We start from the raw sequence: 12,734 nt of genomic DNA on the forward strand, positions 1-12,734 counted from the left end.
TCAGGCCGGGGCCGGGAGGCGGACCGCCGCCAGCACCGGGAGGTGATCGGTGGCGGCGGTCAGGTCGGTGGGGGTGAGGGCCGGGGGGACGCCGCAGCCGAGGAACTCGACGGCGTCCGTCGCCAGGATCGCGTCGACGCGGGCGCCCGGGGCGGTGGCCGGGAAGGTGTGCTCCGTGCCCCAGGGGCGGGTCTCCCAGCCGTCGCGGAGCGTCCGGGTGAGCCGGGTGAAGGCCGGGCCGCCGGGGCGCTCGTTGAGGTCGCCGGCGACGACCGTGTACGGGGTGTCCAGCGCGGCGACCCGGTCGAGGACCAGGCCGGCCTGGGCGTACCGCTCGTCCTCGCGCAGGCTCAGATGGCAGCTGACCAGGCCCAGCCGGACCGCGCCGAAGCGGACGACGGCGGTGGCGAGGCCGCGCCGGTGCAGGCCGGGGGTGAGCGGCAGGAGCACGTCCTCGGTCCGCTCGACGGTGGCCCGCAGGGAGCAGAGCAGCAGCGGCCCGGCCGCGGTGGCGCCGCCGGAGAGCATGACCAGTTCGCTCTTGGCGGCGAGCCGGGCCGCGTGCTTGCGCCAGCGGAAGAAGCGCGGCGCCTCCTGGACGAGGACGACGTCGGGCGCGCAGGCCCTGATGACCCGGGCGAGGGCGTCCTCGTCGTCGCGCATCGAGCGGATGTTGTAGCTGAGGATCCGGACCACGGCCGAGCCGTCCGGCTCGGTACGGGAGGCGGGCAGCGCGCCGGTCGCGTCGAGGGCCATGGGCCCAACATAGGCCGGATGCCCGCCCCGCCCCAGAGGGCGCGGCGGGCATCGACCGGATGGCGCGGGGGTCAGCCCTGGCGGGCCAGGTCCGCGGCGCCGACCAGGCCGGCCTTGTTGCCCAGCTGGGCGGCGAGGACCTGGGCGTGCGGGCGGTAGCTGCCGCCGATCAGCCAGCGCCGGAAGGACTTCCGGATGGGGTCGAGGACGAGCTCGCCCTCGTCCGAGACGCCGCCGCCGACGATGAAGGCGGACGGGTCGAAGAGCGAGGCGAGGTCGGCCAGGCCGGCGCCGGCCCAGCGGGCCAGTTCGCGGAAGGAGTCGATGGCGACCGGGTCGCCCGCGCGGGCGGCCTCGCTGACGTGCTTGCCCTGGACGCCCTCGGGGGTGCCGTCGCCGAGCGACAGGAGGACCTCGGCGTTCTCGGGGGTGGCGGCGGCGCGCTGCCGGGCGTACCGGACGAGGGCGCGGCCGGAGGCGTACTGCTCCCAGCAGCCCTGGCTGCCGCAGCCGCACAGCAGGCCGTCGGGGACGACCCGGATGTGCCCGAACTCGGCGGCGACGCCGAAGCGTCCGCGGCGCAGCTTGTTGCCGATGATGATGCCGCCGCCGAGGCCGGTGCCGAGGGTGATGCAGATGACGTCCTCGTGGCCCTGGCCGGCGCCGAAGCGGTACTCGCCCCAGGCCGCGGCGTTGGCGTCGTTCTCGACGACGACGGGCAGGCCGACGCGCTGCTCGACCTTGTCCTTGAGCGGCTCGTGCCGCCAGTCGATGTTCGGCGCGAAGAGGACGGTGGCGCGCTTGTCGTCGACGTATCCGGCCGCGCCGATGCCGACGGCCTCGATCTGGTGGCCCTTGCCGGCCTCGGAGACGGCCGCGCAGATGGCGTCGACGATGCCTTCGGGGGTCGGCGGCGTGGGCACCGTGTGGGTGTCGAGGATGCTGCCCTCCTCGTCGACCACACCGGCCGCGATCTTCGTGCCGCCGATGTCGACGCCGATGGTGAGTCCCATGAAGTCCCTCAGTTTTCGGTCGAGCCCCGCTAGGGCCCACCGTACCCGAGGGGAGGGGCCGTACCGATCAGTCCAGGTCGATGGGGCGGCCGGTGACGGGGCCGTCGCCGCCGTCCTCGCGGTCCTCCGCGTCGGGCTCGCGGGGGGTCTCGGCGGCCCGGCGGGGGTCGTCCTCGTCGAGGTCCGGGCCGCGGGTCCAGCGGGTCTCGTGTCCCTCGACGGCCGAGCGGTAGGCGGCGAGGAGTTCGCTGCCCGCGGCGGCGAGGTGGTCGAAGACCTCCGGGTTGCGCTCGATGACCGGCTCGACGGCCGCCTTCGCCTGGTTGACGAGGCCCTTGACGGTCTCGGCGGCCTGGGCGGCGGCACCGGCGGCCTGCCCGCCGAACAGCGGGGCCGCGGCGCCGAGTCCGCCGGTCAGCTTCTCGGCGACGGCCTCGAAGAGCTTGCGGAACTCCTCGGCGGGCGAGCCGGGCTCCGCACCGTGCTCCGCACGGCGGCGGGCCTTCTCCGCCTCCAGGTCCTCGGCGCACGCCTTGGCCCAGGCGTCCGAATCGCTGCTCATGGCGTACTCCTCCGTCGCTTCCCTCCCTTCGACGGTACACGCCGGGGGCGCCGGTCAGGAGGGCTTGGGCCAGAGTGCGGGGTCGGGGGCGAAGCGGATCGCGAGATCGCCGTCGACGAGGCCCGCGCCGGTGACGGTGCAGCGGCGCAGGGCGGGCGGGAGGGGCAGGGCGCGGCGGAAGGGGCCCACGCCGAGCAGCAGTTCGTCACCCCTGCGGACGAGGGAGAGCTCCGCCTTGACCGCGCCGGGCAGCGGCAGGTGCCAGACGAGCACGCCGTCCTCCGCGCGCCGGTCCTCGACGGTCGGCGCGGGCGCGGGGACGGGCGGGAGGCCGGGGCGTACGGCGGCGAGCAGGGCGAGGTCCTCGGGGCCGCGCGGGTCGCGGCCGAGGTGCGGCAGCTCGTGCAGCAGGTCGCCGGCGTCGGCGCGGAGGGTCTCCAGGTGCCGGTGCTGCTGGGTGGTGAGGGCGGCCAGCCAGGGGTCCTCGGAGGCGGCGGGGAGCAGCCGGTTGGCGATCACGGCGTCGAGGGCGAGGCCGTGCAGGGCGAGGCCGAGGCGGGCGTCGCGGAGGGCGGTGGCGGCGGCCGGGCCGGGTTCGACGACGAGCCGGACGGTGGTGCCGGGGGCCTCGACGGCGGCCTGGACGGCGGCGAGCTCGTGCTCCCAGCGGGCGGTGGTCTCGTACAGCCACTGGGCGGGCATGGGGACGCCGGCGAGCTGGGCGAGCATGGGGCGGAGCGCGCGGGCGGCCTGCCGCTCGGGCGGCAGCAGCCTGCGCAGATAGCGGCGGAGCTGTCCGGGGAGGGCGAGGACGCTCAGGGCCTCGTGGAGCGGCGGCAGGTCGACGACGGCGAGGTCGTGGTCGCCGGTGGCGGCCTCGCGTACCGCGCGGAGCAGGGCGAACGGGCGGCTGCCGGGCAGTTCGGTGAGTTCGGCGTCCTCGAACGGCGCGGCGCCGAGGAGGTCGAGGGCGGTCTGCGAGCGGGCCTGGAGGGCGAGGAACTCGCGCCGGAAGTCCCCGGCGGGGTCGGGCCGCAGGACGGTGAGGGTCCCGGGGCCCGCGGCGGCGGCCGCGTCCGCGGCGGGTCCGGTGGACGCCGGGTCGGTGTCGCCGGGCACGAGCAGCACGCGGCGGCCCGCGTGGGCCTCGGCGAGGGCGGTCGCCGTGGCGACCGTGGTGCGCCCGGCGCCGCCGGTTCCGGTGACGAGGATGATCCGCATGCGGGTGACGCTATCGCGGCCCCGCCATGGCTCAGGCGCCGGATTCCACGCGCTTCTTCAGGCCGGCGAGGGCGCGGTCGATGATGACCTTCTCGGCCTTGCGCTTGATCATGCCCAGCATGGGGATCTTGACGTCGACGGTGAGCTGGTAGGTGACCTCGGTGCGGTCGCCGGCGAGCGGGGTGAGCCGGTAGGAGCCGTCGAGGGAGCGGAGCATCTGGGACTTGACCAGGGTCCAGCTGACCTCGTGGGCGCCGGTCCAGGTGTAGGCGAGGGTGTGGTCGTCCTTGATGGCGCCGGCGTCGAGGACGAGGCGGACCTTCTCGGCGCGGCCGGCCTCGTCGGTGGAGAGGACCTCGGCCTGGGTGACCTCGCCGGTCCAGTCGGGGTAGCGGGCGAAGTCGGCGATCACACCCATGACGTCGGCCGGTGCCGCCTCGATGGTGATGCTCGAGCTGGTGTGTTCGGCCATCGCGGTGGCTCCTCCACTGTGCGGTCCGGCGGAAGTCGTGAGGGCACGGACACGTGCCGGTGGAAGGCTATCGCGCCCCCGTGCCGGGCCCGTCACCACTCCAGGGCGAAGGGGCGGCCGGTGGACGCGAAGTGCCCGACGTTGACGCATTCGGTGGCGCCGATCCGCATCCGGCGGGCCAGCGGCTGGTGGACGTGGCCGAAGAGGGCGTAGCGGGGGCGGGTGCGTCGGATGGCGTCGAGGAGGGCGGTGCTGCCGCGCTCGAAGCGGCGGGCGACGGTGTCGTAGGTCAGCTCGGGGACCTCGGGCGGGATGTGGGAGCAGAGGATGTCGACCTCGCCGAGGGCCTCGACCTTGGCGGCGTACTCCTCCTCGGAGATCTCGTACGGGGTCCTCATCGGCGAGTGCAGGCCGCCGCCGACGAAGCCGAGGACGAGGCCGCCGAGCTCGATCCGCTCGCCGTCGAGGACGGTGGTGCCGGGGGCCGCGTACTCGGGCCAGAGGGTGGGGATGTCGACGTTGCCGTAGGTGGCGTAGGTGGGGGTGGGGAAGGCGGCGAAGAGTTCGGCGTACTGGCGGCGCACGGCGGCCTCGATGGCGGTCGCGCGGTCGACGGCGAGGCCGGCCCAGAGGCTGCGGCCGAAGTCGCGGGCCTCGTCGAAGCGGCGGGCGGTGCGCAGCTCGACGATCCGGTCGGCGTTCGCCACGCCGAAGAGGTCGGGGAAGATGCCCCGGCTGTGGTCGGCGTAGTCGAGGAAGAGGACCAGGTCGCCGAGGCATATGAGGGCGTCGGCGCCGTCCCCCGCCCTGGCGAGGGCGCCGGAGTTGCCGTGCACGTCGCTGACCACGTGGACTCGCATGGGCCCCACCTTAGGGCGTCGGACCTGCGGTTACTTGGGAGTCGGGAAAGCTGTGGATTACTGTGCGGAGACGAGCGTCACGCTGGTGTGACGCACGGAACATCTGACCGGGACCCCCTATCGGGAACCACGTACTGGTGGGTAACGTCCGGGCAGTCCACAGTCGTGCTCACCCCCACCGAGCACCTGCCCGATCATGGACCGCACCGGTGCATCACACAGAGCCGTGGCACCGGAGCCCGATGAGGAGCAGCAGTCTTGCGCGAGTTCAGCCTTCCGGCCCTGTACGAGGTCCCTTCGGACGGCAACCTGACGGATCTCATCCGCCGCAACGCCTCCCAGCACCCAGATGTCGCCGTGATGGCCCGCAAGACCGACGGCGGGTGGACCGACGTCACCGCCGTGGAGTTCCTCGCCGAGGTGCGCGGGGTCGCCAAGGGTCTGATCGCGGCCGGGGTCGGGGTGGGCGACCGCGTCGCGCTGCTCTCCCGTACCCGCTACGAGTGGGTGCTCCTGGACTTCGCGATCTGGAGCGCCGGCGCGGTGACCGTGCCGGTGTACGAGACCAGCTCGCCGGAGCAGATCCAGTGGATCCTCGGCGACTCGGGCGCCTCCCTCGCGGTCGTGGAGTCCGCGGCGCACCAGGCGTCCCTGGAGTCCGTCCGCGGCGAGCTGCCCGCGCTCCGGGGCCTGTACCAGATCGAGGACGGCGCGATCGCCGCCCTGACCGCCTCCGGCGCGGAGGTCTCCGACGAGACCCTGGACGCCCGGATGTCGGCGGCGAACGCGGACGACCCGGCGACCATCGTCTACACCTCGGGCACGACGGGCCGCCCCAAGGGCTGCGTGCTGACCCACCGGGCGTTCTTCGCCGAGTGCGGCAACGTGGTGGAGCGTTTGAAGCCGCTCTTCCGCACCGGCGAGTCGTCGGTGCTGCTCTTCCTCCCGGCGGCGCACGTCTTCGGCCGGCTCATCGAGGTGGCCTCGGTGATGGCCCCGATCCGGCTGGGCTGTCTCCCGGACATCAAGACCCTCACGGACGAGCTGGCCTCCTTCCGGCCGACGCTGATCCTGGGCGTGCCGCGCGTCTTCGAGAAGGTCTACAACTCGGCGCGGGCCAAGGCGCAGGCCGACGGCAAGGGCAAGATCTTCGACAAGGCCGCGCACACGGCCATCGCCTACAGCCGCGCGCTCGCCACCCCCCAGGGCCCCTCCTTCGGCCTGCGGCTCAAGCACAGGCTCTTCGACAAGCTGGTCTTCTCGAAGCTGCGGGCGGTGCTCGGCGGCCGGGGCGAGTACGCGATCTCCGGCGGCGCGCCGCTGGGCGAGCGGCTCGGCCACTTCTTCCGCGGCATCGGCTTCACCGTCCTGGAGGGCTACGGCCTGACGGAGTCGTGCGCGGCCACCGCCTTCAACCCGTGGGACCGCCCGAAGATCGGCACGGTCGGCCAGCCGCTGCCGGGCTCGGTGGTGCGGATCGCGGACGACGGCGAGGTGCTGCTGCACGGCGAGCACGTCTTCACCGGGTACTGGAACAACGAGGCGGCGACCGCCGAGGCGCTGGCGGACGGCTGGTTCCACACCGGCGACATCGGCACCCTCGACGAGGACGGCTACCTGGCGATCACCGGCCGGAAGAAGGAGATCCTGGTGACGGCGGGCGGCAAGAACGTCGCGCCGGCGGTCATCGAGGACCGGATCCGCGCCCACGCCCTGGTGGCGGAGTGCATGGTGGTCGGCGACGGGCGCCCGTTCGTCGGCGCGCTGGTCACCCTCGACGAGGAGTTCCTGGGCCGCTGGGCCTCCGAGCACGGCAAGCCGGCCGGCACCACCGCGGCGACGCTCCGAGAGGACCCGGAGCTGCTGGCCGAGGTGCAGCGGGCGGTCGACGACGGCAACGCGGCCGTCTCGAAGGCGGAGTCGGTCCGCAAGTTCCGCGTCCTCGCCTCCCAGTTCACCGAGGAGGCGGGCCACATCACCCCGTCGCTGAAGCTGAAGCGGAACGTGGTGGCGAAGGACTTCGCGGACGAGATCGAGGCGATCTACGCCAAGTAGCGGGCAGTGGAAGGGGGCCCGGCGCCGGTGCGCCGGGCCCCCTTCCCGTCCCCGCGGGGAGTCCCTACAGCAGCTCCCTGAGCTTCTCCGCGAGCAGGTCCCAGCGCCACTTCTCCTCCACCCAGGACCGGCCTCGCTCGCCCATGCGGGCGCGCAGGTCCGGGTCGAGGAGGAGGGTGGTGACGCGGTCGGCGGTGTCCTCGGCGGACTCGCCGCGCACGACCCAGCCGGTCTCGCCGTCGAGGACGGCGTCGGGGGCGCCGCCGGAGTCGCCGGCGACGACCGGCAGGCCGGTCGCGGACGCCTCCAGGTAGACGATCCCGAGCCCCTCGACGTCGAGGCCGCCGCGGCGGGTGCGGCAGGGCATGGCGAAGACGTCGCCGGCGCCGTAGTGGGCCGGGAGCTCCGACCAGGGGACGGCGCCGGTGAAGCGGACCGAGCCGGCGACGCCGGTCTCGGCGGCGAGACGCCGCAGGTCCTTCTCGTACGGGCCGCCGCCGACGATCAGCAGGACCGCGTCCGGCACCTCCCGCAGGATCCGGGGCAGCGCCCGGATCAGGGTGTCCTGGCCCTTGCGGGGGACGAGCCGGGAGACGCAGACCACGACCGGGCGGTCGGTGAGGCCGAGCCGGGCGCGGACCTCGTCGCCGCCGGAGCCGGGGTGGAAGGTCTTCTCGTCGACGCCCGGCGGCAGCTGCACCATGCGGGCGGCGGCGGCCGGGGTGAGGGCGGACGCGATCCGGGTGCGGGTGTACTCGCCGAGGTAGGTGATCGTGTCCGTGCCCTCGCCGATCCGCCGCAGCAGCTGCCGGGCGGCGGGCAGCTGCGCCCAGCCGGCCTCGTGCCCGTGGGTGGTGGCGACCAGCCGCTTCGCACCGGCCCGGCGGAGCGCGGGGGCCATCAGCCCGAGCGGCGCCGCGGCGCCGAACCAGACCGACTCACAGCCGTGTTCCCGCAGCAGCGCGGTCGCCCGGGCGGTGACGCGTGGTGTGGGCAACAGCATGGTGGTGCGGTCCCGGACAACCGTGAAAGGCTGTTCGGCGTCGAACAGAGCGGTGGCCTCCGCCCCTTCGCGGCCTCGCTTCCACGTGGAGGCGTAGACCACGAGCCGGTCGGGGTCCAGTCGCAACGCCATGTTGTGCAGGAACGCCTGGATTCCGCCGGGACGCGGCGGGAAGTCGTTCGTTACGATCAGGGTCTTGTGCATCGTGACAGACAGTACGTGATGGCACGCGATCGCACCCTACGCCCGGCACCACCCCCCTCCGCGCGAGCGGACCGACAGGACAGGAACAGGACAGGTATGACGGGCGCAGTGGGGATCGGCTCGCGCACGGCTGGGCGGCTGCGGGAGTTGCGTCTCCCGCTCGGCCTGTGGGCACTGACCAGGATCATCCTCCTGGTGTGCGTCTTCAAGATCGTGGTGGTGCCGGGCCCGGACGTCACCAGCGACGTGGAGCAGATCTACCAGAGCTGGTACGAGGTCCTGAAGACCGGCACGTACCCGCAGGACGACGTCACCTGGCAGTACCCGCCGGCCGCCGCCCTCGCGATCCTCTCCCCCGTCCTGCTGCCGTTCCTGAACTACTCGGCCGCCTTCTTCGTGCTGGCCTTCCTCTGCGACGCCGTGGTCTTCGGGCTCCTGGTGCACACGGGCGGCCGGCCGGGACGGTCGATGCGGGGCGCCTGGCTGTGGCTGGCGGCGGTGCCGCTGATGGGCCCGACCGCGTACGCCCGCTACGACATCATGGTCACCGCCGTCGCCGTGGCGGGGCTGCTCGCGGCCATCCGCAGCCCGCGCGTGCTCGGCGCGCTCGCCGGTTTCGGCGCGGCGCTGAAGGTGTGGCCGGCGCTGCTCCTCGCGGGCACCCCGAAGGGCCGGGCGACCTGGCGCTCCTGGCCGACGGCGGCCGGTACCGCGGTGGGCGTGCTGGTGCTGTGCATGGCCTGGATGCCGGGCTCGCTGGCCTTCCTCTCGTTCCAGAGCGAGCGGGGCACGGAGGTGGAGTCGCTGGGCGCGATGGTCTTCCACGTGGCCCGGCACTTCGGCTGGGACGGCGAGGCGCGGATGAACTACGGCTCGATCGAGTTCCTCGGCCCGGGCGTCTCCTGGGTGTCGAAGGGCGCGATGGCGCTGACGGTGGCCGCCTTCGGCTGGCTGCTGCTGTGGCGGTTCAGGGCGCGCCGCTTCACCTCCTCGACGGTGGCGGACGCGGCCTTCGTCGCGGTGCTGCTCTTCACCGCGACGAGCCGGGTGATCTCTCCCCAGTACATGATCTGGCTGGTCGGTCTCGCGGCGGTCTGCCTGGTGTACCGGTCGAGCCGGATGCGGACGCCCGCGTATCTGATCCTGTGGGCGACCGCGGTGACGCAGTTCGAGTTCCCGGTCTGGTTCTCGCACGTGACGCAGAGCGACTGGCTGGGCGTCGGCGTGCTGTTCCTGCGCAACGGCCTGCTGATCGCGGCGACCCTGATGGCCTGCCGCATCCTGTGGAAGCACACGGTCACCGAGGCCGGCACGGTCATCCCGGTCCCGCAGGGTCAGCCGGAGCGCGAGAAGGTGCTGACCGGCTCGGCCTGAGCGGCGCGGGCGGTACGGCGGTGCAGCACCGCCAGCGCCCCGCACTGCGCGGCCATGGCGAGCGTCATGGCCAGGCAGACGCCGGGCAGCCCGAGCCCTGAGAGGGCGAGGGCGAGCGGCAGCTGGAGGAGGACGCCTGCGACGGTGATCCTGGCCAGGTACGGGCTCGCCCCCGCGCCTTCGAAGACCCCCGCGGCGGCGATGTACGCGCCCAGGAGCGGCAGGTATCCGGCGAGGCAGCGCAGGAAGAGCGCGCCCGCCGCGGCCACCTCGGGCCCGGCCCCGAAGAGCCGCATCACCCCGTCCGCGCCGGCCCAGAGCGCCGCGGCGAAGCCCGCGCCGAGTGCCGCCCCGAGCAGGGCGGCGGCGCGGGCGACGGGCCCTGGTCCGCCCGCCGCGGCGCCGAGCAGGTGCGCGGTGTGGATGGCGGCGGCCTGCCGGACCGCGTAGAAGGCCATGGTGGCGACGTACATGCCCTTGGTGGCGATGCCGTAGGCGGCGGTCTCGGCCACGCCGAGCCGGGCGACGACGGCGACGAGCGCGAGCGCTCCGGCCATCCGGACGGTGAAGTCGGCCGCCATCGGCAGTCCGGTGGCGGCGGTCCGGCGCAGGGCGGCGGCGGTGCTCCCGGCGGGCGCGGTGGCCCGGGCGGCGCGGAGCAGCGGGTTCCGGCGGACCGCGGCCAGTGCGGCGGCGAGGGCGGCCGAGCGGCCGAGGAGGGTGGCGAGGGCGGCGCCCGGCACCCCGTACGCGTGGATGAGGAGCGGGTCCAGGACCAGGATCAGGCCGTTGGCGAGGAGGGCGAGCCGCATGGGGGTGCGGGTGTCGCCGGCGCCCTTGAGGACGCCGTCGACGACGTGCCCGGCGAAGAAGACGGCGGTGCCGGGGAGCGAGACGGCGAGATAGGCGACGGTGAGGCGGTACGCGTCCCCGCCCGCGCCGCCGAGGAGGAGCGCGGCCAGGGGCTCGCGCAGCAGCCAGCCGCCGAGGGCGACGGGCGGGACGAGCAGGGCGCACAGGGCGGCCCCGCCCCGGACGGCGGTGCGGACGGCGCCGGGGTCGGCGGCGCCGCGGGCCCGGGCGACGAGCACCGTGGTGCCGGAGCCGGCCATGAGGACGACGCCGAGCAGCAGGTTCTCGACGTTGCCGGCGAGGGCGACGGCGGCGACCGCGTCCCCGCCGAGCCGGGCGACCCAGACCATGTTGACGATCCCGGCGGCGACCCCGGAGAGCAGCTCCAGATAGACCGGCCCGCCGAGCCGGACGAGCACCCGGTGAGGGCTCCGCTGAGCCTCCATACCCACCCCCCTCGAAACGATGTACCTCGATTCGAGGCACCTCGAAAAGAGGTAGCATACGGCGAGGAGCGAGGACAAGCGCGAGGAGGGGACGGCCGGTGCTGGAACTGTCGATCCTGGGCTTCCTGTACGGGCGGCCGCTGCACGGCTACGAGCTGAAGGAGCGCATCCAGGCGCTCAGCGGCCACGTCCGCCCGGTCAGCGACGGCGCCCTCTACCCGGCCATCAACCGCCTCGTCGACCAGGGCCTGGTGGAGAGCCGCACCGAGCCCGGCACCAGCGCCGCGCCCCGCCGCACCCTCTCGCTCACCCCCGACGGCCGCGCCGCGCTGCTCGCCCGCCTCCGCTCCCCCAAGGACGCCGAGATCACCGACGGCCAGCGCTTCTTCACCGTGCTGACCTTCCTGGGCCTGCTGCCCGACCCGGCCGAGCAGGCCGCCGTCCTGCGCCGCCGGCAGAGCTTCCTGCTGACCCCGGCCAGCTTCTTCTACGAGGACGGCGCCCCGGCCACCGTGGAGCGGGAGCCCGACCTCTTCCGCCGCGGCATGCTCCGCATCGCCCGCGCGACCGGCACCGAGGAGAAGACCTGGCTCGCCGAGGCCCTCGCCGAGCTCGACGCCCGCGCGGCGGAGCGTCAGCCGAGCTGATCCCGCAGGTGGGCCCGCCAGGCGGCGGTGAACTCCTCCGGGCTCGTGTCCAGCACCTTCCGCAGGGCGCTCTCCACCGCGCCGTCCCGGCCCGGATGGGCGCCCACCTCCCGGTAGAAGGCGGTCAGCCGCTCCTCGCCCCAGCGGTCGGCGATCATCGCGCAGACCAGCCAGCCGGTCTCGTAGGCCCGGGCCAGCGCCTCGGAGTCGCCGGCGAAGCCGAAGTCGCCGTCCTCGGGGAGGGCGGCGGGCAGCTCCCCGGCCCGCACGGCCCGCCGCAGCTCCGGGGCGCCCTGGGCGGGCGTCCGGCCGGAGCCCCGGTAGGCGGCCCAGTCGGCGAAGCCCTCGGAGAGCCAGACCGGGGTGGACGGCGTGGTGTGGGCGCGGGTGGCGACGTGGACGGTCTCGTGGGTGAGGATCAGCTCCCGGCCGAAGGCGCCCAGCACCCCGTACGCCTCCGGATTGACGATCACCCGGTCCGCCGGCGAGGTGGCCCGGCGCTCCGTCTCGCCGGTGGTGACGGCCGCTATCCCCCGGTACTGGGAACCGTCCACCGCGAGCAGTCCGCCCATCGCGTCCAGCGAGGCGGGGACGAGGACGAGCACCCGGCCCGGCCACTCCTCGCTCCACACCGCGTCGACGGCCGGCACCGCCCGGTCGGCGAGCCGGGCGATCTCGGCCAGTCGCTCCCGGTCCTGGCCGACGCCGAGCACCAGCGAACGGTCTCCGCGCACCGCGGCCACCGCGCCCTGCTCCCACAGCCGCACCGGGGCGCCCTCCGCGGGCCGCTCCCCGGTCACGTACCAGCGCCCGTCCCGTTCCGCGAGCTCCATGACCGTCTCGGCGTCCAGCGGCCCCCGGTCGTACCCCTCGATGCGGTGGCCGCGCTCCACCCGGGCGGTGAGCCGGCCCTCGCCGGTCCGGTCGACCTCGGTGACCCGGTAGCTCCAGCCGGCCAGCGGCACCTCGGCGAGCCGGCGGAACTCGGTCAGGGCGGCCGCCCGGTGGGCGGGGTCGGCGGCGGCGAGCCAGGCGGTCTCGTCGCGGTCGAGGAGGGCCTCGGCGTGCCGGTCGAGAAGGGCCTGGACCTCGCGGAGGGCGGGGTCGGCGGGCCGGGGGGCGGTGGAGCAGCCGACGAGGGCGGCGAGGGCGAGGAGCAGGGCGAGCAGCGCTCCCCCCGGCCGTCGCGCGCCGCACCCCTGTTCCACCACGCCCCCGATCGTACGGAAGGGTGACGGGGTCACGCCTCCCGGAGCGGCGGGGCGGCCG

General features: G+C 74.6%; 12 protein-coding genes. 3 read left to right on the top strand and 9 right to left on the bottom strand.

The annotated features are described in order from the left end of the window. From ABFY03_RS10805 to ABFY03_RS10830, 6 genes are all read right to left on the bottom strand, one after another. The gene (locus ABFY03_RS10805) at positions 1-756 is read right to left on the bottom strand and encodes an endonuclease/exonuclease/phosphatase family protein (RefSeq protein ID WP_346169778.1); all 756 of its coding nucleotides are present in this window, start codon (positions 754-756) and stop codon (positions 1-3) included. Between the two features lie 71 nt (positions 757-827). Further along, positions 828-1,769, bottom strand: coding sequence for an ROK family glucokinase (locus tag ABFY03_RS10810; RefSeq protein ID WP_319008080.1), 942 nt, complete (start codon positions 1,767-1,769; stop codon positions 828-830). 67 nt (positions 1,770-1,836) lie between these two features. Continuing rightward, complete coding sequence (locus tag ABFY03_RS10815) at positions 1,837-2,331, bottom strand: DUF5304 domain-containing protein (RefSeq protein WP_319008079.1); 495 nt, start codon at positions 2,329-2,331, stop codon at positions 1,837-1,839. 54 nt (positions 2,332-2,385) lie between these two features. Beyond that, positions 2,386-3,552, bottom strand: coding sequence for an ArsA family ATPase (locus tag ABFY03_RS10820; protein WP_346169779.1), 1,167 nt, complete (start codon positions 3,550-3,552; stop codon positions 2,386-2,388). 31 nt (positions 3,553-3,583) lie between these two features. Then, entirely contained in the window at positions 3,584-4,024 is a 441-nt protein-coding gene (locus ABFY03_RS10825) for an SRPBCC family protein (RefSeq protein WP_319008077.1), read from the bottom strand. 92 nt (positions 4,025-4,116) lie between these two features. After that, on the bottom strand, positions 4,117-4,884 hold the full coding sequence (locus tag ABFY03_RS10830; protein WP_319008076.1) for a metallophosphoesterase family protein: 768 nt from the start codon (positions 4,882-4,884) through the stop codon (positions 4,117-4,119). A 258-nt stretch (positions 4,885-5,142) separates the two neighbouring features. Here ABFY03_RS10830 and ABFY03_RS10835 point away from each other — a divergent pair, with 258 nt between their 5' ends. Next, positions 5,143-6,939, top strand: coding sequence for an AMP-dependent synthetase/ligase (locus ABFY03_RS10835; protein WP_319008075.1), 1,797 nt, complete (start codon positions 5,143-5,145; stop codon positions 6,937-6,939). A 64-nt stretch (positions 6,940-7,003) separates the two neighbouring features. Here ABFY03_RS10835 and ABFY03_RS10840 read toward each other — a convergent pair whose 3' ends face one another. Continuing rightward, positions 7,004-8,146 carry a glycosyltransferase family 4 protein gene (locus ABFY03_RS10840; RefSeq protein ID WP_319008074.1) on the bottom strand — a complete coding sequence of 381 codons (1,143 nt, stop codon included), beginning with the start codon at positions 8,144-8,146 and terminating at the stop codon, positions 7,004-7,006. Positions 8,147-8,242: 96 nt separating this feature from the next. On the opposite strand from ABFY03_RS10840, the gene ABFY03_RS10845 reads away from it, so the two are divergent. Then, the gene (locus tag ABFY03_RS10845; RefSeq protein WP_346169780.1) at positions 8,243-9,520 is read left to right on the top strand and encodes a glycosyltransferase 87 family protein; all 1,278 of its coding nucleotides are present in this window, start codon (positions 8,243-8,245) and stop codon (positions 9,518-9,520) included. On the opposite strand, the gene ABFY03_RS10850 is transcribed toward ABFY03_RS10845, so the two are convergent. Beyond that, positions 9,481-10,818 (bottom strand): MATE family efflux transporter, encoded by a 1,338-nt coding sequence (locus ABFY03_RS10850; RefSeq protein ID WP_319008072.1) that lies wholly within the window; start codon positions 10,816-10,818, stop codon positions 9,481-9,483. The two genes, ABFY03_RS10845 and ABFY03_RS10850, sit on opposite strands and share 40 nt — an antisense overlap. A gap of 98 nt (positions 10,819-10,916) precedes the next feature. Here ABFY03_RS10850 and ABFY03_RS10855 point away from each other — a divergent pair, with 98 nt between their 5' ends. After that, the gene (locus tag ABFY03_RS10855) at positions 10,917-11,465 is read left to right on the top strand and encodes a PadR family transcriptional regulator (RefSeq protein ID WP_346169781.1); all 549 of its coding nucleotides are present in this window, start codon (positions 10,917-10,919) and stop codon (positions 11,463-11,465) included. Here the strand turns inward: ABFY03_RS10855 and ABFY03_RS10860 are convergent. Further along, entirely contained in the window at positions 11,453-12,676 is a 1,224-nt protein-coding gene (locus ABFY03_RS10860; RefSeq protein WP_346169782.1) for a hypothetical protein, read from the bottom strand. The genes ABFY03_RS10855 and ABFY03_RS10860 overlap by 13 nt on opposite strands. Positions 12,677-12,734 lie beyond the last annotated feature (58 nt).

Source organism: Streptomyces roseofulvus (genome assembly GCF_039534915.1).
Classification (GTDB): Bacteria; Actinomycetota; Actinomycetes; order Streptomycetales; family Streptomycetaceae; genus Streptomyces; species Streptomyces roseofulvus.